Source organism: Halomonas piscis (assembly GCF_031886125.1).
GTDB lineage: Bacteria > Pseudomonadota > Gammaproteobacteria > Pseudomonadales > Halomonadaceae > Vreelandella > Vreelandella piscis.
Window position 1 is genome coordinate 1,809,380 of record NZ_CP119391.1, and the last position, 25,199, is coordinate 1,834,578.

26 protein-coding genes are annotated in these 25,199 nt (G+C 65.5%); 5 read left to right on the forward strand and 21 right to left on the reverse strand.

Annotated elements, in window-relative coordinates:
* Positions 1-88: 88 nt before the first annotated feature.
* Both ubiG and P1P91_RS08475 read left to right on the forward strand, forming a co-directional pair.
* Entirely contained in the window at positions 89-823 is a 735-nt protein-coding gene (gene ubiG / locus P1P91_RS08470; protein ID WP_311881941.1) for a bifunctional 2-polyprenyl-6-hydroxyphenol methylase/3-demethylubiquinol 3-O-methyltransferase UbiG, read from the forward strand.
* Positions 820-1,551, forward strand: a complete 732-nt coding sequence (locus P1P91_RS08475) for an HAD-IA family hydrolase (RefSeq protein ID WP_311881942.1) — start codon at positions 820-822, stop codon at positions 1,549-1,551. The genes ubiG and P1P91_RS08475 overlap by 4 nt, the downstream gene beginning before the upstream one ends.
* On the opposite strand, the gene P1P91_RS08480 is transcribed toward P1P91_RS08475, so the two are convergent.
* The 12 genes from P1P91_RS08480 to aspS all read right to left on the reverse strand — a co-directional run bounded on the left by P1P91_RS08480 (position 1,511) and on the right by aspS (position 12,134).
* Complete coding sequence (locus P1P91_RS08480; protein WP_311881943.1) at positions 1,511-2,272, reverse strand: YciK family oxidoreductase; 762 nt, start codon at positions 2,270-2,272, stop codon at positions 1,511-1,513. The genes P1P91_RS08475 and P1P91_RS08480 overlap by 41 nt on opposite strands.
* A gap of 27 nt (positions 2,273-2,299) precedes the next feature.
* Positions 2,300-3,136 (reverse strand): tol-pal system protein YbgF, encoded by an 837-nt coding sequence (gene ybgF / locus P1P91_RS08485; RefSeq protein ID WP_311881944.1) that lies wholly within the window; start codon positions 3,134-3,136, stop codon positions 2,300-2,302.
* 37 nt (positions 3,137-3,173) lie between these two features.
* Positions 3,174-3,758 (reverse strand): peptidoglycan-associated lipoprotein Pal, encoded by a 585-nt coding sequence (gene pal / locus P1P91_RS08490; protein ID WP_311881945.1) that lies wholly within the window; start codon positions 3,756-3,758, stop codon positions 3,174-3,176.
* A gap of 30 nt (positions 3,759-3,788) precedes the next feature.
* The gene (tolB, locus tag P1P91_RS08495; protein ID WP_311881947.1) at positions 3,789-5,048 is read right to left on the reverse strand and encodes a Tol-Pal system beta propeller repeat protein TolB; all 1,260 of its coding nucleotides are present in this window, start codon (positions 5,046-5,048) and stop codon (positions 3,789-3,791) included.
* Positions 5,049-5,104: 56 nt separating this feature from the next.
* Positions 5,105-6,223, reverse strand: coding sequence for a cell envelope integrity protein TolA (tolA, locus tag P1P91_RS08500; RefSeq protein ID WP_311881948.1), 1,119 nt, complete (start codon positions 6,221-6,223; stop codon positions 5,105-5,107).
* Entirely contained in the window at positions 6,216-6,653 is a 438-nt protein-coding gene (gene tolR / locus P1P91_RS08505) for a protein TolR (RefSeq protein ID WP_311881949.1), read from the reverse strand. The genes tolA and tolR overlap by 8 nt, the downstream gene beginning before the upstream one ends.
* A gap of 29 nt (positions 6,654-6,682) precedes the next feature.
* Positions 6,683-7,375, reverse strand: a complete 693-nt coding sequence (tolQ, locus tag P1P91_RS08510; protein WP_311881950.1) for a protein TolQ — start codon at positions 7,373-7,375, stop codon at positions 6,683-6,685.
* A gap of 127 nt (positions 7,376-7,502) precedes the next feature.
* A complete protein-coding gene (gene ybgC, locus P1P91_RS08515; protein ID WP_311881951.1) occupies positions 7,503-7,919 on the reverse strand; it encodes a tol-pal system-associated acyl-CoA thioesterase in 417 nt (138 codons plus the stop codon).
* Positions 7,916-8,953 carry a Holliday junction branch migration DNA helicase RuvB gene (ruvB, locus tag P1P91_RS08520; RefSeq protein ID WP_311881952.1) on the reverse strand — a complete coding sequence of 346 codons (1,038 nt, stop codon included), beginning with the start codon at positions 8,951-8,953 and terminating at the stop codon, positions 7,916-7,918. The genes ybgC and ruvB overlap by 4 nt, the downstream gene beginning before the upstream one ends.
* A gap of 45 nt (positions 8,954-8,998) precedes the next feature.
* On the reverse strand, positions 8,999-9,598 hold the full coding sequence (gene ruvA / locus P1P91_RS08525) for a Holliday junction branch migration protein RuvA (protein WP_311881953.1): 600 nt from the start codon (positions 9,596-9,598) through the stop codon (positions 8,999-9,001).
* Between the two features lie 124 nt (positions 9,599-9,722).
* Entirely contained in the window at positions 9,723-10,271 is a 549-nt protein-coding gene (gene ruvC, locus P1P91_RS08530) for a crossover junction endodeoxyribonuclease RuvC (RefSeq protein ID WP_311881954.1), read from the reverse strand.
* A gap of 78 nt (positions 10,272-10,349) precedes the next feature.
* On the reverse strand, positions 10,350-12,134 hold the full coding sequence (gene aspS, locus P1P91_RS08535) for an aspartate--tRNA ligase (protein ID WP_311881955.1): 1,785 nt from the start codon (positions 12,132-12,134) through the stop codon (positions 10,350-10,352).
* Positions 12,135-12,340: 206 nt separating this feature from the next.
* On the opposite strand from aspS, the gene P1P91_RS08540 reads away from it, so the two are divergent.
* Positions 12,341-13,282 (forward strand): D-2-hydroxyacid dehydrogenase, encoded by a 942-nt coding sequence (locus tag P1P91_RS08540; protein ID WP_311881956.1) that lies wholly within the window; start codon positions 12,341-12,343, stop codon positions 13,280-13,282.
* Between the two features lie 8 nt (positions 13,283-13,290).
* Here P1P91_RS08540 and P1P91_RS08545 read toward each other — a convergent pair whose 3' ends face one another.
* Both P1P91_RS08545 and P1P91_RS08550 read right to left on the reverse strand, forming a co-directional pair.
* On the reverse strand, positions 13,291-13,572 hold the full coding sequence (locus P1P91_RS08545) for an acylphosphatase (protein ID WP_311881957.1): 282 nt from the start codon (positions 13,570-13,572) through the stop codon (positions 13,291-13,293).
* 52 nt (positions 13,573-13,624) lie between these two features.
* A complete protein-coding gene (locus tag P1P91_RS08550) occupies positions 13,625-14,527 on the reverse strand; it encodes a YihY/virulence factor BrkB family protein (RefSeq protein WP_311881959.1) in 903 nt (300 codons plus the stop codon).
* Positions 14,528-14,746: 219 nt separating this feature from the next.
* On the opposite strand from P1P91_RS08550, the gene P1P91_RS08555 reads away from it, so the two are divergent.
* On the forward strand, positions 14,747-15,838 hold the full coding sequence (locus tag P1P91_RS08555) for a bifunctional nicotinamide-nucleotide adenylyltransferase/Nudix hydroxylase (RefSeq protein WP_311881961.1): 1,092 nt from the start codon (positions 14,747-14,749) through the stop codon (positions 15,836-15,838).
* Positions 15,839-15,901: 63 nt separating this feature from the next.
* Here the strand turns inward: P1P91_RS08555 and P1P91_RS08560 are convergent, their stop codons facing one another.
* The 6 genes from P1P91_RS08560 to P1P91_RS08585 form a co-directional block, all read right to left on the reverse strand.
* Positions 15,902-16,819: a LysR substrate-binding domain-containing protein gene (locus tag P1P91_RS08560; protein WP_311881962.1), complete on the reverse strand. Its 918-nt coding sequence runs from the start codon at positions 16,817-16,819 to the stop codon at positions 15,902-15,904.
* A gap of 106 nt (positions 16,820-16,925) precedes the next feature.
* Positions 16,926-18,344, reverse strand: a complete 1,419-nt coding sequence (gene cls, locus P1P91_RS08565) for a cardiolipin synthase (protein ID WP_311881963.1) — start codon at positions 18,342-18,344, stop codon at positions 16,926-16,928.
* A 191-nt stretch (positions 18,345-18,535) separates the two neighbouring features.
* Complete coding sequence (locus P1P91_RS08570) at positions 18,536-20,044, reverse strand: fumarate hydratase (protein WP_311881965.1); 1,509 nt, start codon at positions 20,042-20,044, stop codon at positions 18,536-18,538.
* 379 nt (positions 20,045-20,423) lie between these two features.
* The gene (gene nei / locus P1P91_RS08575) at positions 20,424-21,248 is read right to left on the reverse strand and encodes an endonuclease VIII (protein ID WP_311881967.1); all 825 of its coding nucleotides are present in this window, start codon (positions 21,246-21,248) and stop codon (positions 20,424-20,426) included.
* Positions 21,249-21,264: 16 nt separating this feature from the next.
* Positions 21,265-23,289, reverse strand: a complete 2,025-nt coding sequence (gene uvrB, locus P1P91_RS08580) for an excinuclease ABC subunit UvrB (protein WP_311881969.1) — start codon at positions 23,287-23,289, stop codon at positions 21,265-21,267.
* A gap of 28 nt (positions 23,290-23,317) precedes the next feature.
* Positions 23,318-23,515 (reverse strand): hypothetical protein, encoded by a 198-nt coding sequence (locus tag P1P91_RS08585; protein ID WP_311881972.1) that lies wholly within the window; start codon positions 23,513-23,515, stop codon positions 23,318-23,320.
* A gap of 159 nt (positions 23,516-23,674) precedes the next feature.
* Between P1P91_RS08585 and ygfZ the strand changes: the two genes are divergently transcribed.
* The gene (gene ygfZ, locus P1P91_RS08590) at positions 23,675-24,658 is read left to right on the forward strand and encodes a CAF17-like 4Fe-4S cluster assembly/insertion protein YgfZ (RefSeq protein ID WP_311881973.1); all 984 of its coding nucleotides are present in this window, start codon (positions 23,675-23,677) and stop codon (positions 24,656-24,658) included.
* A 20-nt stretch (positions 24,659-24,678) separates the two neighbouring features.
* Here the strand turns inward: ygfZ and P1P91_RS08595 are convergent, their stop codons facing one another.
* Positions 24,679-25,170, reverse strand: a complete 492-nt coding sequence (locus tag P1P91_RS08595) for a hypothetical protein (protein WP_311881974.1) — start codon at positions 25,168-25,170, stop codon at positions 24,679-24,681.
* Positions 25,171-25,199 lie beyond the last annotated feature (29 nt).

The following is a 25,199-nucleotide window of genomic DNA, read 5'->3' on the forward strand; positions in this document are numbered from 1 at the left end:
CTTACTGATGCTTATCGGTCATGCTTTACGTACCGGGAGTGGTAGAATGGCCATCATACACGACACACCGTTCCCAAGGAGCCGATACATGCATGCCAACGCCAGGAAAGCCCGTCGCGGCAACGTGGATGCCGCGGAAGTGGCCAAGTTTGAAGCGCTGGCCGAGCGCTGGTGGGACCGCGAGGGCGAGTTCAAGCCGCTCCACGACATCAACCCGCTGCGGCTGGACTTTATCGACGCCCGGGCGGGGCTTGCCGGCAAGCGCGTGCTGGATGTGGGCTGCGGCGGCGGCATACTGAGCGAGTCCATGGCTCACCGCGGCGCCGAGGTCACCGGCATCGACCTGGGCGAGGCCCCCCTCGAGGCGGCGCGGCGCCACGCGGCAGAGCACGGCGTCGACGTTTGCTACCGCAACGTGGCGGTGGAAACCCTGGCCGACGAACAGCCGGGCGAGTTTGACGTCGTCACCTGCATGGAAATGCTCGAACACGTCCCCGACCCGGCCTCAATCGTCGAGGCCTGCAGCCGGCTGGTGCGCCCCGGCGGCACGGTGTTCTTTTCCACCCTCAACCGCACGCCCAGGGCCCGGGCGCTGGCGATTGTCGGCGCCGAGTACATTCTCGGCCTGCTGCCCCGGGGCACCCACGACTACGCCAAGTTCATCCGCCCTTCGGAAATGGCCGCCTGGTGCCGCCGGCACCGGCTTGACGTCAGCGAACAGACTGGCTTGACCTACAACCCGCTGACGCGTCGCTACCGCCTGGCGCCCCGGGACGTGTCGGTCAACTACATGATGGCCTGTCGCAAGCAGGAGGACGCATGACGTCGATAGCTGCCCCCGAGGCCGTCCTGTTCGACCTTGACGGCACCCTGGTGGATACCGCACCGGATCTTGCCACCGCCACCAACGTTCTGCGCCGCCACCACGGCCTTGTGCCGCTGCCGTTCGAGGTGATTCGCGGCCAGGTGTCCAACGGCGGCAGCGCCCTGGTGACCCTGGCGCTGGGGCTTGCCGCCGATCACCCGGACCACGGCGCCGCGCGGACGATTCTGCTCGACGCCTACGAGCAGGCCCTGGCCACCCACAGCCGGGTGTTTGCTCCGCTGGATACCTGGCTTGACGACTGGCACCGCGAAAAGCGTCCCTGGGGCATCGTCACCAACAAGCCCCGCCGCTACGCCGCGCCGCTGGTGGAAATACTCGGGCTGCAGCCGGGCGCGCTGCTGTGCGCCGACGACCTGCCGACGAAAAAGCCCGCCCCCGAACCGCTCTGGGAAGCGGCCCGGCAGCTGAATACGACACCGAAAGCCTGCTGGTACGTAGGCGATCACGTGCGCGACATGGAAGCCGCCAGGGCCGCGGGTATGACCGCGGTGGCCGTGGGCTATGGCTATATCGCCGAGGAAGAGGACTATCGCCAGTGGCCGGCAGACGTCTGGTTTGACGACTGCGCGGCCCTGGTAGACGCGCTGGGCGGCGGCAAGGCCCGGATGACAGCCGGCGCGGCGGCTACTGGCGCGGCGGCTGGGCGTCGACTTTCTCGCCGTTGACGCCCTGGCTGTCCGGCCCCATCAGCCACAGATAGGTGGGCATGATGTCGTCGGGGGTACGCAGGGCATCCGGGTCCTCGCCGGGAAACGCCGTGCGCCGCATCTGGGTGCGCGTGGCGCCGGGGTTCAGGGTGTTCACGCGGATGGCGTGCTGGTTGTCCATTTCGTCGGCCAGCACCTCGACGAACCCTTCGGTGGCGAACTTGGACACCGCATAGGCGCCCCAGTAGGCCCGCCCCTTGCGCCCCACGCCGGACGAGGTAAACACCACCGAGGCGTCGTCGGACGCCTTGAGCAGCGGCAGCAACGCCTGGGTCATCCACACCGGCCCGGTGACGTTGACCTGCATGACCTGCTCCCAGAGCTCGGGGTTGTACTGCTCGAATGGCGTGATGCGCCCGAGCAGCCCGGCGTTGTGCAGCACGCCGTCCAGACGGCCGAACTCCTGGTGCAGGGTTTCCGCCATGTCCAGATAGTCGGCGTGGGTGGCGCCTTCCAGATTCAGCGGAAAAATCGCCGGTTGGGGGCCGCCGGCCTGCTCGATGGCGTCGTAGGTGCTTTCCAGCTTGGCGATGGTGCGCCCCAGCAGAATGACCGTCGCCCCGTGGCGGGCACAGGCCAGCGCGGCGGCGCGGCCAATGCCGTCACCGGCGCCGGTGATCAGGATGATGCGCCCCTGCAGCAGATCGGCTGCCGGCTGATAATCTATTTTGCAAAGCATGGTAATCCTCGGGGTCAATGCCGTCCGTCACTCCGACTGGCGCAGGAAATCGCCGGCAAGCCCGGCGGCGCTGCTTTGAGGGTAGTCCTCGCGGAGCGTTTCGAGCAGCTCGCGGCTACGCTCATTGTCGCCCTGCCGGGCCTTCATCAGCCCCAGCTTGTACATGGCGTCGGGCACCTTGCTGCTGTCGCCGTGCTCTTCGATGACCCGAGTAAAGGCCTGATCCGCCGCGTCAAGGTCATCCTCCGCCGCGTAAAGCTCGCCCAGCCAGTAATGGCCGTTGGGCGTCAGCCGGGTATCCGGATAGTCGCTGACGAACTGCTTGAAAGCGGCGATTGCTTCGTCGAACTCCCGGGCCTGAACGTGAGCGAAGGCCTGCTGATAGGCCTTTTGCGCCTCCTCGTTATCGGCCCGATCGGCGGCCTGCTCGGTATCGGCGGACTCGCTAGCGGAGGCGGACAGCGCCTCGGCGTCGCTTTCCGCCTCGGCCCTGTCGCTTGCACTCTGCTCGTCGCCTGTCTTCTCACCGCTCGCCGCCGAAGCGCTGGCCGCGCTGGCCAGCCGCTCGTCCAGGTCAAGGTAGCGCTTTTGCGACTGGCGGCGCAGCTCCTTCAGCTCGTGGCGCAGCTCTTCTACCGCGCCGCGTAGCTCCTTCAGCTCGCGCTGATGCTCCTGGACCTGGTTGAACAGCACCAGGCTGCCCGAGGAGCGGGTTTCGGTCTGGTTATAGAGTCCGTTCGGCGACTGCGCCAGGGCGCTCCCCGGCCACAGGGCGCCGACAAGCGCCAGGTAGCAAAGGCCTTGAAGCGCCGCGCCGCGCCACCTGACGATGGCGGGCCCGGGCGTTATCCAATCAGAGGTCATAATGGCTCCCGTGCTCAAAGCGCGCTATCACGCCAGCTCAGTAGCTGAACTCGACACGGCGATTCCGGGAATACGCCGACTCGTCCGAGCCGCGCCTGGCCGGACGCTCTTCGCCATAGCTCACGACGCTGATCTGAGAGCTGGACACGTCCTGCACGCGCAGAAAGCGCTTGACCGCGTTGGCCCGCCGCTCGCCCAGCGCCAGATTATATTCCCGGGTGCCGCGCTCGTCGGTATGGCCCTTCAGCACGACGTTGGCATTGCCGTTGGCGCGCAGGTAGCGCGCATGGGCCATGACCACGGATTCGTATTCGTCCTTGATGGTGTCGCGGTCGAAGTCGAAATAGATGGTGCGCACCTCGGGAATGCGCGAGTCGGCCTGCTGACCGGTACCGCTGGTGCCGGTGCCCGAGCCGTACTGGCCGCCGCTGCCGGTCCCCGCGGTGGTGGCGCCGCCGGCCGTGCCGTCGCCGCTGCGGGTACCGTCGCCGTAGGACTCGCCGGTCTGGGTGCCGCCGGTGCTGGAACAGCCGGCCATCACCGCCAGGGAAAGCGCCACGGCGAAGGCGCGGACCAGCGGTACGCGCCGCCGGGACAGGGAAGACGGGATAGATGTCGACATGGTGTCACTCCATTGGATAAGAGAGTCGGGTTACAAAAACGGCGACCATGCGGGTTCACGCACGTCTCCGCGGGCCGCCGGCAGGCGGAACGAGGAGCGACCGTCGGCGGACACCGCGCTCAATACGCCCTGCCCGCCCTGCTGGGTAGCAAAGAGTATCATGGTGCCGTTGGGCGCAACACTGGGCGACTCGTCGTGGGTGGTTTCGCTGAGGACCACCAGGCGACCGGAGTCCAGCTCCTGGCGGGCGATCTGATAGCCGTCCCGGGAACGGTGTACCAGATAGATCTGTTCGCCGTCCGGCCCGAACCGACCGCGAGCATTGTACTTGCCGGTAAACGTCAGCCGTTCAGCGTCGCCGCTGCCGAGGCTATAGCGATACAGCTGGGGGCCGCCGCTGCGATCCGAGGTAAACAGCAGGCTGCGCCCGTCCGGCGCCCAGTCGGGCTCGGTATCGATGCTCGAGTTTTGCGTCAGGCGGTTGAGCGAGCGGTCGGCCAGGTTCATCACGTAGATTTCCGGCTGGCCGTCCTTGGACAGCGACATGGCAAGCTTGCGCCCGTCCGGTGACCAGGCCGGGGCGCCGTTGATGCCCTCAAAGTCGGTGAGCTTGATACGGTTGCCGCTGGCCATCTGCTGCACGTAGATCGCCGGGCGCTCGCCTTCAAAGGAGACGTAGGCCAGCTTTTCGCCGTCCGGTGACCAGGCCGGCGACAGGACCGGCTCATCCGAGGTCAGCACTTCCCGGCTGTTATGGCCGTCGGCGTCGGCCACGTAAAGCCCGTAGTCGATATTGTCGCCCACGCCCCGGGAAGTGACGTAGGCAATACGCGTGGAAAACGCGCCGGGAATGTCGGTGATGGCTTCGAATACCGCGTCGCTGATGCGGTGCGCCGCGCCGCGCAGCTGGTTGCCGCCCGCGGTGATCCGCTCCTGGAGCACCGGGCGACCGCCGCTAACGTCCAAAAGATCATAGCCAATCTCATAGCCGCTGGCGGTTTTCTCGCCGCGCCCCACCAGCAGGTAGCGCACGTCCAGCGAGCGCCACTCGCCAAAGGCGACGTCGTCGGCGCGGTGCGGCCGGGCGAACATGGCGCCGCGCTCCAGGGGATCAAAATAGCCGCTGCGCTCAAGGTCATCCTGGACGATCCGGGCCACGTCTTCCGACATGCCCTCGGCGCCGTCAAACGGCACCACGCCGATGGGCAGGGCGCTGTCGCTGCCCCGGGTGATCTCGATGGTCAGGTTGGCGCTCGCGGCCGTGCTGAACAGCACAAGGGCAAGCAGCATCGCGGCGTGCACCGCGTACGTAAGGCGGCACAGGGGGGTAGGTCCTGGCGTTATCATCAGCGAATCTCTCCCGGTGTGAAACGTAGGTTGAACTGACGTAATTCAGACTGCTGCGCCGGGGGTAAGTCAAGCAGTTCGGTAAACGGCGCGGCCGCTTCCACCGCCTGAACGGCCGAATTGTCAAAGCCGCCGTCGCCGCTCGAGCGGGCAACGGTCACCGCCAGCACCTCGCCCGAGGGCCCCAGGCGCACGCTCAGCTTCGCGCTCATGCTGTCGCCGGCCCGGGGCGGAATGCGCCAGGCCTGCTCCACCGCGCTGCGCACGATGGCAATAAAGCTGTTGGCCGCCTCCTGTGCCTGCCTGGCCTTGGCAGCCGCTTCTTGCTGGCCCTCGATTTTACGCTGCAAAGCGGCCTCGGCCTCTTCCCGCTGGCGCTTTTGTTCCGCTTCGCGCTCGCGCCGGGCCTTTTCTTCCTGCCGGCGCTTCTCTTCTGCTTCGCGCTTGCGCCGTGCTTCCGCCTCGGCCTCTTCTTTTCTGCGCTGTTCTTCTGCCTTGCGCTGCTCTTCGGCTTCCTTTTTTTGCCTGGCTTTCTCGGCGCGTTTTTTCTCGGCTTCCTCCTGCTGGCGCTTCTCCTCTGCTTCGCGTTCCTTTCTGGCCTTTTCCGCGGCTTCCTTCCGGCGCTGCTCTTCGGCTTCGCGTTCGCGACGGGCCTCTTCCTCGGCCTGCTGGCGGGCGCGCTCTTCCCTGCGCTCGGCGGCTTCCTGCTCTTCCTGACGCGCCTTTTCCGCGCGGCGTTCGGCCTCGGCCCGGGCTTTCTCCCGAGCCTGCTCGAGCGCCTGCCGTTCGCGCTTTTCGGCCATCTTTGCGGCCTGGTCCACCACCGCCTGCTCCAGCTCGTCCGGGGCTTCGTCCACGGGCTCCGGTTCGGGTTCGGGCTCGGGTTCGGGCTCGGGTTCCGGCGTCGGGGCGCCGGCGGCGGCCTGCTGTTCCTCCACCTGCTGGGCCTGATCCGTGCGGGTTTCGGTACTCACCAGGGTGGCCTGCACCACTGACGAGGACGGCGGCTCTTCGTCCCCCCAGGGAAACTTGACCAGGCTGAACAGCACCACCGCCAAATGCAGGGCAACGGCCAGCACCGTAGGCCAGAAGTAGCTTTCCGTCGTGCGCTTACTCATCGCTTCCCGGCTCGGAAATCAGCCCCACGTTGGCCACGCCCGCGCGCTGCAGCGTCGTCATCAGCGTCACTACCTGGCCGTAGGCGACGTGGCGATCGCCGCGCACCATGACCGGCGTATCCGGGCGGCGCTGAACAATCGCGGTGACTCTTTTGGAGAGCTCGTCCGGGGCCACGGCGGTGCTGTCCTCACCCAGGGTGATGTAATACTCGCCGTCCTTGTCCACCGAGACGATCACCGGCTCAGTGTCATCTTCGGTATCAATGGGCTCGGCGGTGGCCCGGGGCAGCTCGACGTCGACCCCCTGATTGAGCATCGGCGCGGTAATCATGAAGATGACCAGCAGTACCAGCATGACGTCGATGAACGGCACCACGTTGATTTCCGCCATCGGGCGGCGCTGGCCGCTGCGATTAAAAGGTCCCTGCATGGAAGGCTCCCCCTGTTTAACGGGCGGGTTTAACGGGCGGAGGCGTCACCGCGCCCTTGCAGATTGCGATGCAGTATGGCGTAGAACTCTTCGGCAAAGTCTTCATAGCGGCCGAGCAGGCTCGTGGCCTGGCTTGCCAGGCGGTTATAGAAGATAACCGCCGGAATCGCTGCCAGCAGCCCCATGGCGGTGGCGATCAGCGCCTCGGCGATCCAGGGCGCGACGGTGGCCAGGGTCGCCTGCTGGGACATGGAGAGCGACTGGAACGAGCCCATGATGCCCCACACGGTGCCGAACAGGCCGACGTAGGGGCTTGCCGAAGCCACCGTGGCAAGAAAGACCAGGTGGCGGTTCAGGCGCTCTTCTTCCCGGGACCAGGCCACGCGCATGCTGCGCTGGACACCTTCGAGCACGGTGTCGGCGCGGGGCGTCTTGGGCGCCAGGCGGTGAAACTCGCGAAATCCGGCCTGGAAGATGTGCTCGCCGCCCTGGCGGGCGTCGTCGGCCGGAATCTCGCCGTACAGCTCGTTGAGGTCGACGCCGGACCAGAAGGTATTTTCGAAGCTTTCATGAGCCTTGGCCGCGCGGCGCAGGGCAAAGCTGCGCTGGAAAATCACCACCCAGGAGGCCAGCGATGCCGCAATCAGCAGCAGCATGACGAGCTGTACCACCAGGCTTGCGTTGGCAATCAGGTGGGGGATGGACAGGGTCGTTTCGTTCACGGTCGTCCTCTTTCCAGGGGGTGTTGAACAGGATGCCCGCTTGGTCCGGCATTGGCCCGACTGTCCAGGCAAAACGTCACGAGTTTAAACGCTGACGCCGGCAAAAACGCCGGTGCAGGCGATATTTTCATGTTGCTTGCGCAATCCCGGCCAGGGCCTGGGGCCAGGCGCGAGGGCGCAGCCGGCGCGCGTCCAGGCAGGCGATCTCGACGTTGGCGCGGCACAGCCGCGTGTCTTCGTGCCAGACCTCCTGAGCAAACGTCATGCGGCAGCGGCTCTGCGCCGCCACGCCGGCGGTAACCGTCAGGGCATCGTCAAGCCTTGCCGGGCGGGCATAGTGGCAGTCCAGCCGGTAGACCACCAGCTGAATCTGCTCGGCCAGCAGGGACGCCTGGGTAAAGCCGCGCTCGCGCAGCCACTCGCTGCGGGCGCGCTCCATGAACTTTAGATAGTTGACGTAATAGACAATGCCGCCGGCGTCGGTGTCTTCGATGTAGACGCGCACCGGCAGGGAAAAGACATCGGCGGGTGCGGCCCGGCTCATGGGCGTACCTCCCCGGCGGCTTCCGCGGCGTTTTCGTGGGGCACGCGGCCGAAGTGCGTCCAGGCCTGGCGAGTAACCACTCGCCCGCGGGGCGTGCGCATCATCAGCCCCTGCTGGATCAGGTAGGGCTCGATAACGTCCTCGATGGTGTCGCGCTCCTCGCCGATGGCCGCCGCGAGCGAGTCCACCCCCACCGGGCCGCCGTCGAACTTGTCCATCATGGCCAGCAAAAGCCGGCGATCCATGTGGTCAAGGCCGTGGTGGTCGACGTTGAGCATGTTGAGCGCGGCGTCGGCCATGGCCACGTCGATATGCCCATCGCCCTTGATGTCGGCGTAGTCGCGCACCCGGCGCAGCAGCCGGTTGGCGATGCGCGGCGTGCCCCGGGAGCGCCGGGCGATTTCGGCCGCGCCGTCGTCGCTTGCGGCAACTTCCAAAAGCCCGGCCGAGCGCGTGACGATGGTGGCGAGCTCCTCCAGGTCATAAAACTCCAGGCGCTGGACGATGCCGAAGCGGTCGCGCAAGGGCGAGGTCAAAAGCCCTGCCCGGGTGGTGGCGCCCACCAGGGTGAAGCGCGGCAGATCAAGCTTGATCGAGCGCGCCGCCGGCCCCTCGCCGATCATGATGTCCAGCTGGAAATCCTCCATGGCCGGGTAAAGCACTTCTTCGACCACCGGCGAAAGGCGATGGATTTCGTCGATGAAGAGCACGTCGCCGGGCTCGAGGTTGGTGAGTATCGCCGCCAGATCGCCGGCGCGCTCCAGCACCGGCCCGGACGTCGACTTGAGCCCTACGCCCATCTCCGCGGCGATGATGTTGGCAAGGGTTGTCTTGCCCAGCCCCGGCGGGCCGAACACCAGCGTGTGGTCCAGACTTTCCTCGCGCAGGCGGGCCGCGCCGATGAAAATTTCCAGCTGTTCGCGCACCCGGGGCTGGCCAACGTAGTCGACAAGACGTTTGGGGCGAATGGCATAGTCGATCCTGACTTCGCCCTGCTCCGGTTCAGCGGCAATCAGCCGGTCGTGCTCGATCATAAAAACGCTCTTGTCATGAAAGGTTCAGCTCGGGAAGCTATCCCCCTAGCGGCCCATCCGCCGGGTCAGCGCCGTTTTGATCAGCGCTTCGGTGGTGTCGCTACGGTCCAGGTCGGCGAGCATTTTCGCCGCTTCCGTGGGCTTGTAGCCCAGGCTGGTGAGGGCTGCCTCGGCCTCGGCGATGTTGTCCCGAAAAGGCTCGGCGGCGGCTTCCAGCGGCAGCGGCGTTTCGTCCTGCTGCCACTCGGGGAAACGATCGCGCATTTCGATGATCAGCCGCTCGGCGGTTTTCTTGCCCACCCCGGGCAGCTTGGTCAGCGCCTTGGTGTCATCATCGTGGACGCAGCGCATGAAGGCGTCTTCGTCCATTCCCGAAAGTATCGCCAGCGCAAGCTTGGGGCCCACGCCGTTGACCTTGATCAGCGCACGAAACAGCGCCCGCTCGCGCTCGCGGACAAAGCCGTAGAGCAGGTGGGCATCGTCGCGCACGGTCAGGTGCGTATACAGCACGGCGGTCTCGCCCACCGCGGGCAGCGCCACCAGCGTGGTCATTGACGCTTCAATTTCGTAGCCAACGCCGCTCACGTCAAGCAATAGCCAGGGCGGCTTTTTTTCCTGCAGCTGCCCGGTCAAACGTCCGATCATGGGGGAGTCCTGTTGTCACCAGTCTGCCTGCCGCTGGCCAGCGCCGGTCAACGGGCCGGGCGCAGCGAACGCACCTTACTATAATGCCCCTCTGTACGTCTGACCAGTGTATGCCGGCCTTCGCCTAGAGCCGCCAGCGGCCGCCGGCCCGGCGGCCGCGCCGGGTACCGGCACCGGGCAGCAGCCCGCTCTGCGCGTAGCCATGGGTCATGGCGATGGCAAGGGCGTCGGCGGCGTCTTCCTGGGGCGTGGCGGACAGGCGCAGCACCGCGGTGACCATGTGCTGCACCTGGACCTTGTCGGCGCCGCCCCGGCCGGTCACCGCCTGCTTGACCTGACGGGCGGCGTACTCGGCCACCGCCAGGCCGTGGTTGGCCAGGCTAACCATCGCCGCGCCCCGCGCCTGGCCAAGCTTCAGCGCCGAATCGGGGTTCTTGGCCAGAAACACTCGCTCAATGGCGGCGCCGTCGGGGCGATACTCCCCCGCCACTTCGGCAAGGCCCGCGTAAATCCGCGCCAGGCGCTGCTCGAGCTCGCCGCTGCCGGTACGAATGCAGCCGCTGGCCACGTAGCGCGGTTTTCCCTGGACTACCTCAATCACGCCGTAGCCGGTAATCCGCGAGCCGGGATCCACGCCGAGAATGCGCGTGGCCGTCGGGCTGACCTCTCCCATGATCGTGCTCCCCAAGACAAAAACACCGACGCCCGAAGGCGCCGGTGCAGGCGGTTGGCTGTCGCCATCCGGCGCGATTTATTCGCCGGCTTCTGTCGCCTTCTGAGCCTTTTGCCGCAGGCGAATGTTGAGCTCCCTGAGCTGCTCGGCGGTGACTTCGCCCGGCGCGTCGGTCATCAGGCAGGCCGCGCTCTGGGTCTTGGGGAAAGCGATGACTTCGCGGATGGTGTTCGCGCCGCTCATCAGCATCACCAAGCGGTCGAGGCCGAAAGCAAGCCCGCCGTGGGGCGGCGCGCCGTACTGCAGGGCGTCGAGCAGAAAGCCGAACTTTTCCTGCGCCTCCTCCTCGCCGATGCCGAGAATTTCCAGCACCGTGCGCTGCATCTGCTGGTCATGGATACGAATGGAACCGCCGCCGAGCTCGGTACCGTTGAGTACCATGTCGTACGCCCGGGACAGCGCGCTTGCCGGGTTAGCCCTGAACTCTTCCGGGGTGCAGGCCGGCGCGGTGAAGGGGTGGTGCAGCGGCGTCAGCCGATCGCTGCCGTCGATTTCGAACATGGGAAAGTCGACCACCCACAGCGGCGCCCAGTCCCTGGTGTAAAGCTCGAGGTCATCGCCCAGGCGTACGCGCAGCGCGCCGATGGCTTCGTTGACGACGTCGGTCTTGTCGGCGCCGAAGAAGATGATGTCGCCGTCCCTGGCGTCCAGGCGGTCGAGCAGGTCCTCAATGACGCCGTCCATGAACTTGACGATGGGCGACTGCAGCCCGTCAATGCCCCGGGCGCGGTCGTTGACCTTGATCCAGGCCAGGCCTTTGGCGCCGTAGATGCCCACAAAGTCGGTGTAGTCGTCGATGACCTTGCGCGACAGCGAGGCGCCGCCGGGCACCTTGAGCGCGGCAACGCGGCCGTCGGCGGCGTTGGCCGGTCCGGAGAACACCTTGAAGTCGACGTCTTTCATCAGGTCGTCAACGTCGGTGAGCTCCAGCGGGATGCGCAGATCGGGCTTGTCCGAGCCGAAGCGGCGCATGGCGTCGTGCCAGGTCATGCGCGGAAATTCGGGCAGCGAGACGTCCAGCACCTCGGTAAACAGCTGGCGAATCATGGACTCGGTGATCGCCATGATGTCGCGCTCCTCGACAAAGGAGGCCTCGATATCGATCTGGGTGAACTCCGGCTGGCGGTCGGCGCGCAGGTCCTCGTCGCGGAAGCACTTGGCGATCTGGTAGTAGCGGTCGAAGCCCGAGATCATCAAAAGCTGCTTGAATAGCTGGGGCGACTGGGGCAGCGCGAAGAACTCGCCCGGGTGCGTGCGGCTGGGAACCAGGTAGTCCCGGGCGCCTTCCGGCGTGGCCCGGGTGAGTATCGGGGTTTCGATATCAAGGAAGCCTTCCTGCTCGAGAAACGCCCGCACGCTGTGGGAAATCCGCGAGCGCAAGCGCAGCTTTTCGATCATGTCCGGCCGGCGCAGGTCGATATAGCGGTGCTTCAAGCGCACCTCCTCGCCTACCTTGCCGTGCTCGTCGAGCTGGAACGGCGGCGTGGCGGCGGTGTTCAGCACCTCGACTTCCCTGGCCAGCACCTCGATCATGCCGGTAGGCATGTCCGGGTTCTGCGTACCTGCCGGACGCAGGCGCACCTTGCCGGTAATACGCAGCACGTATTCGCTACGCGAACGATCGGCATTGGCAAAGGCCTCGGCGGTATCGGGATCGACCACGAACTGGGCAATGCCGTCGCGATCGCGCATGTCGAGGAAAATCACGCCGCCGTGATCACGGCGGCGATGCACCCACCCGCAAACGGTAACCGTTTGATCCACCAATGTTTCGTTCAGCTGGCCGCAATAATGGCTGCGCATGTCAAATCCTGTTGTGTTACGTGGCAAATAAACCTGTGGGCACCGGATACCGGCCAGGCGCAAGCGCGCCTCACGCTGGCCTGCCGTGCAGCCGGCAAGCGGTTCAGCGCCTGTTTTCAAGGCGGGCATTATACCCTTTTGTTACCCTTGGCGAGCAAGGCCGCCGGCATAAAACGCCCGGGGGCATCATCCAGGGGAGAAATATCATGACTCATGCCGTCCTGCTGGACGCACAAAGCCTGGGCGAGGCCGTGGATCTCGCGCCGCTGCGCGACCGGGTCGACCGCCTGACCGTCTATGACCAGAGCAACGCCCAGAACGCCGGCGACAGGCTCGCCGACGCCGACGTGGCCATCGTCAACAAGGTCGTGCTCGACGCCGAGACGCTCAGCGCCCTGCCCCGGCTCAAGCTGATCTGCGTGCTGGCCACCGGGCTCAACAACATCGCCGTGGACGCCGCCGAGGCCCGGGGCATCGCGGTGAAGAACGTCACCGGCTACGGGACCGGCAGCGTCTCCCAGCATGCCATGATGCTGATGCTGGCGCTGGCCAACCGGCTGCCCCGCTATCAGCGCGACGTGGCCGACGACCAGTGGCAGCAAAGCGACTTTTTCTGCCTGCAGCACCACCCCACGCTCGAGCTTGCCGGCAAGCACCTGGTCATCGTCGGCCAGGGGGAGCTGGGCAACGCCGTGGCCGGCCTCGCCGAAGCCTTCAGCATGCGCACAAGCTTTTGCGCGCGCCCGGGCAACGAGGCCGACGACCCGCGCCCGACGCTTGAGACGCTGCTGCCCGAGGCCGACGTGCTCAGCCTGCACTGCCCGCTGACCGAAGCCACCCGCCACCTGATCGACCGCGCGGCACTCAAGCGGGCCAGGCCGTCGCTGTTGCTGATCAACTGCGCCCGTGGCGGCATCATCGACGAGCACGCGGCCCTCGAGGCGCTGCGCGACGGCCGGCTCGGGGGACTGGGCGTTGACACCCTGCCGCACGAGCCGCCCCGGGACGGCCATGCCCTGCTCGAGGCCCTCGATGAGCCGCTGAACCTGATCGTCACCCCCCATAACGCCTGGATCACCCCGGAGGCGCGGCAAAAAATCGTGGCGCTGACCGCCGATAACCTCGCCGAGTGGCAGAGCCGGCGCTGAGCCGGCGCTCAGCGGGTGGTGAAATCTGCCGGCGTGTGCCCTTCGCTCGGCATTTCCAGCGGCTCGAGCCCGACGTGAGTCACATGGGCCGCGGGCGGGCCCTGCCATAGCCACTCGCACAGCTCGGCAAGCGCTTCGCGGCGGCCGTACATCACCACCTCGACGCGGCCGTCGGCCAGGTTCACCGCGTGGCCGGTAATCTGGCGTTTCAGCGCCTGTTCCCGGGCAGCCTGGCGAAAGCTTACGCCCTGCACCTTGCCGGTTACCATTGCCCTGTAGCACTGCGTCATGACAGTTCTCCTTTTTCCCCTGAATAAGCGGGATTTCCCTGAATAAGCGGGATCAGTCCTGCACCAGCTCGCGCTTGACCAGCACGGCGCTGTTGCGCGGTATCAGCGAATGCCCACGGCGCAGCAGCAGCGACCGGGTAAACGCCGCGCCAAACAAAAGAATGAGCGAAGAGTAATAAACCCACAAAAGAATCATCACCACCGACCCTGCCGCACCATAGGTGGACGCCGTGGCGGTGTACGCCAGATACATCGCGATAACGCTGCGCCCCAGGGTAAACAGGACCGCCGTCACCGCCGCTCCAATGAGGACGTCCTTCCACTTGAGCACCACGTCGGGCAGCACCTTGAAGATGGTGGCAAACAGCAGGACCACCACCACCAGCGATACCAGCGCTTCGGCCCCCTGGGTCAGCAACGCGGCATAGGGAAACAGGCTGTTGGCCGCGTGCAGCATGGTGCGCACGATGACGCCCAGCGCCAGCGACACCAGCAGAATAAAACCGATGGAGAGCACCACCGTCAGCGACAGCAGGCGGTTTTTTAAAAACACCAGCAGGCTGTTGGACGTCGGCTTGGCCGTCACGCCCCAGATGGTGTTGAGAGAAAACTGCATCTGGGCAAATACCGTCGTGGCCCCCACCAGCAGCGTGCCGACCCCCAGCAGCGTGGGCAAAATACCGGCTTCCTCGATTCGCGACTGGGCCACGGCCTGCTGGACGGCGTTTGCCGCTTCCTGGCCAAGCGTGCCCTGAAGCCTGGCCACAATCTGCCCCTGAGCGGCGTCAGCGCCCATTACCACGCCGATAACGGTGACCGCGATAATCACCGTCGGCGCTAGGGAAAACAGCGTGTAAAATGCCAGAGAACCGGCATAGCTGAAGGCGTTGCGCTCAAGCCATACGCTGACAGCGTCCTGCAACACTCTGAACCAGAATAGAATCGTGTTTTTCATTATTGACCTTCCCGTGGTGATGAGCTCGCTCTGGGTGGTTGTGGTTCGCGCCGGATGGTCCTGCGGGCGTTTTCAGCATACCTGACCCGGCCGCGTTTCGCCGAGTGGCTATCGCCCGGGGTTAAGCCGTCAACGGGTCGCCGGGTTACAGGCCCGGCCCCGGCTGCCATAATGAGCGGGTTCGGGCTGCCCTGCGCCTCAACCGGAAAGGAAATCGACATGCCTCAAGGACGCTCGGTCGCGACTCGCTTCGACTTTGACTGCCTGGTGTTCATCGGCCGCTTTCAGCCCCCGCATCTGGGCCACCTCGCGGTGATTCGCGAAGCGCTGAAGCGTGCCCGCCAGGTGATCGTGCTGGTGGGCTCGGCCTGGCAGGCGCGCTCGCTGCGCAACCCCTGGCGCTTCGACGAGCGCCTGGCCATGCTGCGCTCGGGCTTTGACGCCGCCGACAATCAGCGACTGGAAATCAGCCCGCTGCTGGACGCGCTGTATAACGACGACGTCTGGGTGCGCGACGTGCAAAGCCGCGTGCGCGACCTCACCGTTGCGCACAGCGCACGCCTGCCGCGCATTGGCTTGATCGGTGCCAGCCGCGGCCAGTCGAGCTACTATCTGTCGCTGTTTCCCCAATGGGAGTCGGTCAGCGTGCCGCTGGTAGAAGGTATCTCGGCAAGCCAGATCCGCGAGCGCGTGTTTCGTTCGCCGGAGTCCTGTGCCGACTACCTGAACACCGGCGCTTTCCACGAGCTGCCGCCGGGCGTGGTGGAGCGCATCGACGCCTTCTGCCGGACGCCGCCTTACCACAAGCTCATCGAAGAACAGCGCCTGCTGGATCAGTACCGCAAAGCCTGGGCCGATGCCCCCTACCCGCCGATTTTCGTTACCGTGAACGCCGTGGTGGTGCAGTCAGGCCATATTTTGCTGGTGCGCCGCACGGCGGCACCGGGCAAGGGCCTTTATGCGCTGCCCGGCGGCTTTATCAGCCCCCACGAGCGTCTTCTGGATGCCTGCCTGCGCGAACTGCGCGAGCGCATTCGCCTCAAGGTGCCCGAGCCCGTGTTAAAGGGCTCACTGCGCGGCCAGCAGCTGTTCGACGAGCCTCACCGCAGCTGGCGCGGACGTACCCTGGCCGAAGCCTTCTACTTTGCTCTGCGGCCGGACCAGCAGCTGCCGCGTCTGAAGCCGATAAAAGGGGGCGACCACGCCCGCTGGGTGGCGCTTGCCGACCTGGAGCCCGAAAGCCTGTTTGAAGATCACTTCTTCATCATCCAGAACTTTCTCGGCCTGCCCACCGACTTTGGCAACTATTAAAAAAAGCGCCCTCTGAGCGCAGCTGTCTTGCAGGCTTGACGCGGCTGGCCACCAGCCCTGGACTCAGGCCTGGAGAAAGTCCCGCGGCAGCTCCATCATCTGCCGCCAGAGCTTTTCCACGCCGGGCTTGTGCACCAGCGAGCAGCGGTACAGGCGGATTTCCAGCGGAATGTCCCAGGTCTCGTCGCCGGCACGTATCAAAGCGCCGTCCCTAAGCTCCTCGCGGATGCAAAAATCGGGGATCCAGGCCATGCCGAAGCCCTGCATCACCATGCCCTTGAGCCCTTCGGCGATGGCCGTTTCATAGACGGTGCGCAGCCGCAGGCGCAGCGGGTCGTTTTTCAGCAGCATGCGCACGCTACGCCCGAGAAACGCGCCCTGGGTATAGGTCAAGAAGGGGATCGGCCCGTCGCCGGAGAGCGAATGGCGCGGCGCCCCGCGGCTGTCGGGCAGCGTCACCGGCAGCATCTTGACCTCGCCGATGGAAAACGACGGGAACACGGCCTGGTCCAGCTGCATGGTGGCAAAGGGGTCGTAGTAGGCGAGCATCAGATCGCAGTTGCCTTCGCGCAGCACGTGGATGGCCTCGCCCACGTTCATGGCCATCAGGCGCGTGGGGAGCTCGCCGAGCCCTTTTTGCAGACGAGATATCCACGGCGGGAAAAAGCTAAGCGCCAACGAATGGGCGGCGACGATGTCCAGCGCCTCGTTGGCAATGGAAAGGCCGCGCAAATGGCCCAGCGATTCGTTGAGCTGCTCGACCAGGTGGCGCGCCGTCAGCAAAAACAGCTGCCCTTCGGAGGTCAGCCCGATGGGCGTGGTGGAGCGGTCGACAAGGGTAGCGCCGACGGCGTGCTCGAGCGCGCGGATGCGCCGGCTGAACGCCGGCTGGGTCACGTGGCGCTGGCGCGCCGATGCGGAAAAGCTGCGCGTATTGGCCAGGGCAACAAAATCTTCCATCCATTTCGTTTCCAGGTTCACCCTCGTCTCCTTTTGCCCCGGCAATATTCCCTGATGGCTGTCGGCTGTCGAACTCTGCCCTACCGGCAGCGGCTTTTGTGATGTCGGTGCTATTTTGCCATGCAGCCTACTGGATGGGCGATGTCAAATACGCCGCCCGGGAAATCACCTTTTTCCACATCGGCTGCCGGTACAGCTCGTCCAGGCTGACCTCGCGGCAGCGGCTGAAATCTTCGCGCAGCATGGCGTCCACGTCAGCGGCAAAGCTGGCGCTGGGAATAAAAGCGGTGATTTCGAAGTTGAGCCGAAACGAGCGGTTGTCCAGATTGACGGTTCCCACGCTCGCTGCGTTGTCGTCGACAAGGATGACTTTTTGGTGAAGAAAGCCGGGGAGATAACGGTATATTTTTATCCCTGCCTTAAGCATATCCGGCAGAAACGCCAGCGCCGAAAGATACACCAGCAGATGGTCCGGCCGTTCGGGCATCATCACGCGCACGTCGACTCCGCGCATGGCGGCCAGCCGCAGCGCATCCTGCACGCCCTGGTCGGGGACGAAATACGGGCTGGTAACCCACAGCCGCTCCCGGGCACTGTGGATCAGGTTTTGCACCAGCAGGCTCGCGGTGTCCTGCTGATCGGCCGGGCCCGACGGCACAATCACGACACGATGATCCGTCGTTCCGGCCGCTGCCGGCTGCCAGGCCAGCTCGATCACCTCGTCCGTGGCCCAGTGCCAGTCTTCCCAGAACGCCTCCTGGAGTCCCAGCACGCTGGGCCCTTCCAACGACAGGTGGGTGTCCCGCCAGGCGCCGTGGCGCTGGCTTTGCCCAAGGTACTCCACGCCCACGTTGAGTCCGCCGACCCAGCCTTTCTGGCCGTCGACCACGGTGATCTTGCGGTGGTTGCGAAAGTTGAGCTGAAAGCGATGGCGCACTCCCCGGGAGGAGCGAAAGGCGCTGACCGCTACGCCGGCGTCGGCCAGGTCGCGCAGGTAGCCTTCGCTCAGCGAGTGGCTGCCAATGCCGTCGTAGAGAAAATACACCCGGACGCCGCGCTCCACGGCCCTGATCAGGTGCCGCTGCACCCGACGCCCCAGCTCGTCGTCGCGCACGATGAAAAACTGCATCAGAATATAGTCCCGGGCGTTGTCCAGCCCGGCGCACAGGCTGTCGAACGTGGCCTCGCCGTCAACCAGCAGCTCGGCCCGATTCCCCCGGGTCAGGGGCATCATGGCGAGCTTTTCCACCGCCTGGATTTCGGCGCTGCCGGGCTCGGCCAGGTGCGGGGTTACTTTGTCGCGATAGCGCGAGAGCACCTGGCGCAGCACGCTGTCCCGCGCCCCCCGGGCCGAAACGTAGCCGTAAAAGCGCGGCCGGCCGAACATCCAGTAGGCCGGCACGGCCACGTAGGGAAAGGTCAAAATCGAGATGATCCACGCCACTGCCCCCTGGGAGGTGCGGCTCGACATCAGCGCCATGACCGCGGAGACAATGCCCAGCGCATAGCTCAGCGCAATGGCCAGACCCAGTAGCGAAGATGTCATAAAGGCTCCCTCAACAAGAATAGCGATGCCGCGAGGCAGTAAAAAGCCCCGTTATCCGGGGCTTCTGCCGCACAGCGCCTCGTCGTGACGCCGTGCCGTAGCGGCACTATACTACACTACGCCTTCGCCACGCTGTTTTACTGGCACGACGTTTACTGACCCTATGTTTACTGGCCCTATGTTTACTGGCCCTAGGCCTTTTCCGCAATGATCGCTTTCCATTTTGCCGGGCCGGTGTGGTGGATCGAGGTGCCCCGGGTATCCACCGCTACGGTAACGGGCATGTCTTCCACTTCGAATTCGTAGATGGCTTCCATGCCCAAATCCTCGAAGCCCACTACCCGGGAGTGCTTGATTGCCTGGGCGACCAGGTAGGCCGAGCCGCCCACCGCCATCAGATATACCGCCTGGTTGTCGCGAATGGCCTCGATCGCCGCCTCGCCCCGCTCGGCCTTGCCCACCATGCCCAAAAGGCCGGTGTCTTCCAGCAGGGTGCGGGTAAACTTGTCCATGCGCGTGGCGGTGGTCGGCCCTGCCGGCCCCACCACTTCGTCGCCTACCGGATCCACCGGCCCCACGTAGTAGATGAAGCGCCCTTTCAGGTCGACCGGCAGCGGCTCGCCGTTGGCCAGCATGTCGAGCATGCGCTTGTGGGCGGCGTCGCGGCCGGTCAGAAGCTTGCCGCTGAGCAGCAGCGTATCGCCCGGCGTCCAGTCCTTGACGTCGTCCGGGGTGATGCTGTCCAGGTTGACGCGCTTGACGTTATCCCCGGTTTCTCGGGTGATTTCCGGCCAGTCTTCCAGCCGGGGCGCGGGCAGCGCGGCCGGGCCCGAGCCGTCCAGCGTAAAGTGGGCGTGGCGGGTCGCGGCGCAGTTGGGAATGATTGCCACCGGTTTGTTGGCGGCGTGGGTGGGATAGTCCTTGACCTTGATATCCAGCACCGTGGTCAGCCCGCCCAGCCCCTGGGCGCCGATACCGCTGCGGTTGACCCTGTCAAAAAGCTCCAGGCGCAGCTCCTCGCTGCGGTTCTGCGCGCCCCGCTCGCGAAGCGCCTGGATGTCGATGGGGTCGAGCAGCGATTCCTTGGCCAGCAGCATGGCTTTTTCCGCCGTGCCGCCGATGCCGATGCCCAGCATCCCCGGCGGGCACCAGCCGGCCCCCATTTTGGGCAGCTGCTCCATCACCCAGTCGGCGACGCTGTCCGAAGGGGTCAGCATGGCGAACTTTGCCTTGGCTTCGCTGCCGCCGCCCTTGGCCGCGACGTGGATCTCGACGCTGTCGCCGGGCACCAGGTGGTGATGAATAATGGCCGGGGTGTTGTCCCGGGTGTTTTCCCGCTTGCCGTCCGGGTCGGCCAGCACCGAGGCGCGCAGTACGTTGTCGGGGAGCTGATAGGCCCGGCGCACGCCCTCGTTGACCATGTCGTCAAGGCTCATGCTGGCGTCGGCAAAGCGCACGTTCATGCCCACGTGGACGAATACCGTGACGATGCCGGTATCCTGGCAGATCGGCCGCTGGCCAAAAGCGCACATGCGCGAGTTGATCAGGATCTGGGCGATGGCATCTTTCGCCGCCGGGTTTTCCTCGCGCTCGTAGGCCTCGGCCATGGCGTCGATGAAATCCTTGGGGTGGTAGTAGGAAATGTACTGCAGCGCATCGGCGACGCTCTGTATCACGTCGTCCTGGGCAATGGCGGTCATGAAGAAACGGCTCCTGGCATAGCGGGTTATGCGCCGGTGGCAAGGCGGGCATCATCAGACCCGCGCCCCGGCGCCGCGCCATTATAGCGCATCGCTACCCCGCTCTGAAGCGAGGCGCCCCGGGCCCGGGGCTATCGCCATTAGCTCCGGCCAGCCGGGCTGAGTCGCCAGCAGATCTGCGAGGGGCACTATGAAGCTCTCCTCGGACGCTAACCTACGCCATCCGTGGCGTAGCCCCCTTCACATCTTCCCGGCTCCTTCAACCATGGACAGCTTGACTGCCTTTGTTATGGGTTTATCAGATGGAGCGGATGGAAGATAACGGTATAAATTCTTATGGAAGAAGCCACATGAACAAAGCGACGCGGCGCCGGCGCGGTCAGGGCGAGGGCTGGCACCGCGGGCAAAAATACAGCCGCCGGGCGCCCACCGACACGCGTTCGATGGGGGTGGCGCAGCGGTGGCAGCCAAGCCCTTCGCGCTCAAAAACGGCAAAGCGCCGCTGGCGCGGCGCCTCGCCCTGGCGCCTGGCCTTTTCTACCCATTCCGGGGCGTTGGTCGTGCCGGCGCTGCGGTAGGTTTGCCAGGTCAGCTCGAGGATATATCGCGCCAGCCGCTGGCGCGCGTCACCGCTCAGATCCCCGGGGCGGCGCTTGTGGTGCAGCCCGGCAAAGAACAGGATCTCGCTGCGCAGGTAGTTGCCCGGCCCGGCAACAAAGCCCTGGTCCAGCAGCAGCCCGCCAAGGCCCCGGCGGGAAAAGCGCTTGCTCGCCAGACGCTCGGCAATGTCGCCCACGGTGACCGTTTCGCTGAGCAGATCCGGTCCCTGCCGGGCGATGAACGGATGCGCTTCGATGGTAGCGTCGCGCCACATGCTCACGTCCGACGCGCTGTAGAGGCTGGCCGCGCGATCGCCGACTTCAAGCCGCACGCGAAGCGAACGCTTCGTCTCGGGCGGCGCCCCCGCCGGGTGCAGCTTCCACAGGCCGTACAGCTGGTTGTGGGAGTACAGCACCCGGCCGTCGTCAAAGCGCACGAGCATGGCCTTGCCCCGGGTGTCGACCCGCTCGACTCGCCGCCCGATGAGCGAGTCGGCGTGGGCTCTGAGGTCGGCAAAGGCGAACCAGGCCGCGTCGATGGGCCCGCCGGCCAGCTGTGCTTCCACGCGGTCCGCCGCGCGGCGGATTTCCGGTCCTTCGGGCATGCCTCACCTCCTGGGCTCAGCCCAGCTCCAGCTGTTTTTCCTTGAGCGCGTGGAGCTGGTCGCGAAGCTTGCCGGCCTGCTCGAACTCCAGATTGTGCGCCGCCTCGAACATGGCGTCTTCCATCTTGCCGATGGCCCTGGCCAGCTCCTCCGGGCTCATGCCCGCGGGATCGTAAATGGAGGCCTCCTCGGCCACCTTGCGCTCGCTGCCTCGGCGCTGGGTCTTTTTGCCGCCGGGGGCCTGGCCGGCTTCCATGATGTCGGCCACCGAGCGCGACACCGTCGTCGGCGTAATATCGTGAGCTTCGTTGTGGGCCATCTGCTTGGCGCGGCGACGCTCGGTCTCGTCGATGGTGCGCTGCATGGAATCCGTGACCCGATCACCGTAGAGAATCGCCTTGCCCTGGGCGTTGCGCGCTGCCCGGCCCACGGTCTGGATCAGCGAGCGCTCGTTGCGCAGAAACCCCTCCTTGTCGGCGTCAAGGATGGCCACCAGCGAGACTTCGGGAATGTCCAGCCCTTCGCGCAACAGGTTGATGCCCACCAGCACGTCGAACTTGCCAAGCCGAAGATCGCGGATGATCTCCACCCGCTCCACGGTGTCGATATCCGAGTGCAGGTAGCGCACCCGGACCTCGTGGTCGTCGAGGTATTCGGTCAGATCCTCGGCCATGCGCTTGGTCAACACCGTGACCAGCACCCGCTCGCTTGCCGCGGTGCGCCGGCGAATCTCGGAGAGCAGGTCGTCCACCTGGGTAGTCGCCGCGCGCACTTCCACCGCCGGATCGAGAAGCCCGGTGGGCCGCACCACCTGCTCCACCACCTGGCCGGCGTGCTCCGCCTCGTAGGGCCCCGGCGTAGCCGAGACGAACACCGTCTGCGGGCAGACGGCCTCCCACTCCGCAAACTTCATCGGCCGGTTGTCCAGCGCCGAGGGCAGACGGAAGCCGTACTCCACCAGGGTTTCCTTGCGCGAGCGGTCGCCCTTGTACATGCCGCCCACCTGGGGAACGCTGACGTGGGATTCGTCGATGAACACCAGGGCGTCGTCGGGCAGGTAGTCGAAAAACGTCGGCGGCGCTTCGCCCGGGTTGCGCCCGGACAGGTAGCGCGAGTAGTTCTCGATGCCGTTGCAGTACCCCAGCTCCAGCATCATTTCGATGTCGTAGAGCGTGCGCTGCTCCAGGCGCTGGGCCTCCACCAGCCGCTCTTCCTGGCGCAAGAACCTGAGCCGCTCGGCAAGCTCCTCCTTGATCGACTCCACGGCTTCGAGAATGGTCTCCCGGGGGGTGACGTAGTGCGACTTGGGGTAGATGGTCATCCGCGGCACCTGGCCGCGCACGTCGCCGGTGAGCGGGTCGAACAGGCGAATGCTGTCGATCTCGTCGTCGAACAGCTCCACCCGGACCGCCTCGTCCTCGGCATCGGCGGGAAAGATGTCGATGACGTCGCCGCGCACGCGATAGGTACCCCGGGTAAAATCCATGTCGTTGCGGGTATACTGAAGCTCCGCCAGGCGACGCAGGAAGGCACGCTGGTCGATCTCTTCCCCGCGGTTGAAGTGCAGGCGCATCTTCAGGTATTGATCCGGGTCGCCGAGACCGTAGATCGCCGACACCGAGACCACGATCAGCGCGTCCCGGCGCTCCAGCAGCGCCTTGGTGGCGGACAGGCGCATCTGCTCGATGTGATCGTTGATCGAGGCGTCCTTCTCGATGAAGGTATCCGACGACGGCACGTAGGCCTCGGGCTGGTAGTAGTCGTAGTAGGAAACGAAGTATTCGATGGCGTTATCGGGGAAGAACGCCTTGAACTCGCCGTAGAGCTGGGCCGCCAGGGTCTTGTTGGGCGCCATGACGATGGTCGGGCGCTGGAGCGTCTCGACGACGTTGGCCATGGTGAAGGTTTTGCCCGAGCCGGTCACGCCGAGCAGCGTCTGGTGGGCAAGCCCCGCTTCCAGACCCTTGACCAGCCCCTTGATAGCGCTTGGCTGGTCCCCCGCAGGGGAAAATGTCGACTCCAGGCGGAACGCTTTACTCATGTCGTCTCCCGAAAAGGCGGTGCGGCGGTTACGATATGCTGACACCCAGGTTGAGCGCTTCGACCGCGCGGATCAGCGCCTCGCGCCGAGCGCGCCCTTCCACTTCGGCGCCGTGGCGGCCGACTTCGGCGCTGTCCACGCCGTCAAGCATCATCAGCGCCGTAGTGATCCGGTTGACCTGGTCGGTACTGGTCACGCCCTTGAACGTCAGTGTGTGCTGCGCCATGCCCTTTCCTGTCCAAATACTATACATAAAATAAAATCATAAAGGTTGCGCCCAACCCCGGCGAGTGTAGCACAGCGCCGGTCGCCTGCCATTAAGCCGCTGCCGGGATACATGGTAGGCTCGGGGGCAGTTTTCAAGCGCTTTACGCAAGGATATGACATGACAACGCACGCCTCCCCCGTCACGCTCTCCGCCACGGCAACCCTCGAGCACCTGGCGGCCCTGGATATCCGCGGCGACGATGCCGAAGGCTTCCTGCAGGGGCAAACCAGCGCCCAGGTCAACCTGGCCGACGGCCATTTTGCCGCGCTTACCTGCTTCTGCACGCCCAAGGGGCGCATGCTGGCCAGCGGCCAGCTTGCGCGCATGGGCGAAGGCCACTACCGCCTGATAGTGCACGCCTCGCTGATCGAGCCGTTGATGGCGCACCTGAAAAAGTTCGCGCCGTTCTACAAGGTCAGCCTGGACGCCGCCGATGCCGTGCTGCTGGGCGCCAGCCGCCGCGACGCCGAGACCCTGGCCGATACTTTTGGCCTTGCGCTGCCAACGACGGCCTGGCAGCAAAGCCAGGCGGACAGCGACGCGGCCATCGCCGTTTGCTATCCGGAAGAAAGCGGCGCCAACAGCAACGGCTGGCGCTGGCTTTTCATTCTGCCCGCTGCCGAGGCAGAAAAACTCGACTGCCGGGGCGACGCCGCCCGCTGGCAGCTGGCCGACGTACGCCGGGGGCTTGTGTGGCTTGACGCCGACCAGCAGGACAGCTATCTGCCGCAGATGCTCAACTGGGAGGCGCTGGGCGGCATCAGCTTCAAGAAGGGCTGCTATACCGGCCAGGAAGTCGTCGCTCGGGCGCACTTTCGCGGCCAGGTAAAAAAGCGCCTGTCGCTGGGCTACCTGGACGCCGCCACGCCGCCGGCCAACGGCGCCGGGGTCACCACCGACGAGGGCAAGAACATCGGCGAAGTCGTCGCCAGCGCCCCGGCGGAAAACGACCAGACCGCGGTGCTCGCCGTACTCAATACCCGGCCGCTGGAAAAAGAGCCCGCGCTGGCTATCGAGGACGCAACGCTCACCCTTGCCGAACTGCCCTACGCTATCGAGCGCGTGGACCCGGAAGACCTGGCGTCCGGGGTAACGGCATAGCAACGACGGCATAGCAACGGTTAGCGGCTGCGCAGCCTGCTGAAGAGACCACGCCAGAAAGCGGTGCCGGCGACCAGCCACAGCCCCATACCCAGCTGCAACGCCTGCCCCGCCGGTCGCAGCAGCTGATGCCAGGCAAAGGTTTCAACGTAGGGTACAAACGCCAGCGCGTTGGGCAGTGCAGCCAGCGCGCTGACGACAAAGTAAAGCCCCAAAAGCTGAATCAATAGCGCTTGATCCCGCCGGCCAAGCGCCGTGGTCTCATCGGGCGCGGCCTCACCCACCCGGGCCAGCGCCGAGCGCGCCGCCCGGCTGATCGCCCACACCGCCAGCAGCCCAACCAGCAGGAAGCCGCCGTGATACAGCAAGAAAAGCGCCGGGGTGTCGCCGCCGGGCAAAGTCTCGGTGCTCTGCAGCAGCAGCGAAAGCGTCGGCAGGCTGAGTATCAGCTTGACCAGCAGCCACAGCGCCAACAGGCGCAGAGCGACGGCAGTAATCTGTTTGGACAGCACGAGAACTCCTTGAAAACAGCAAGCGTTAC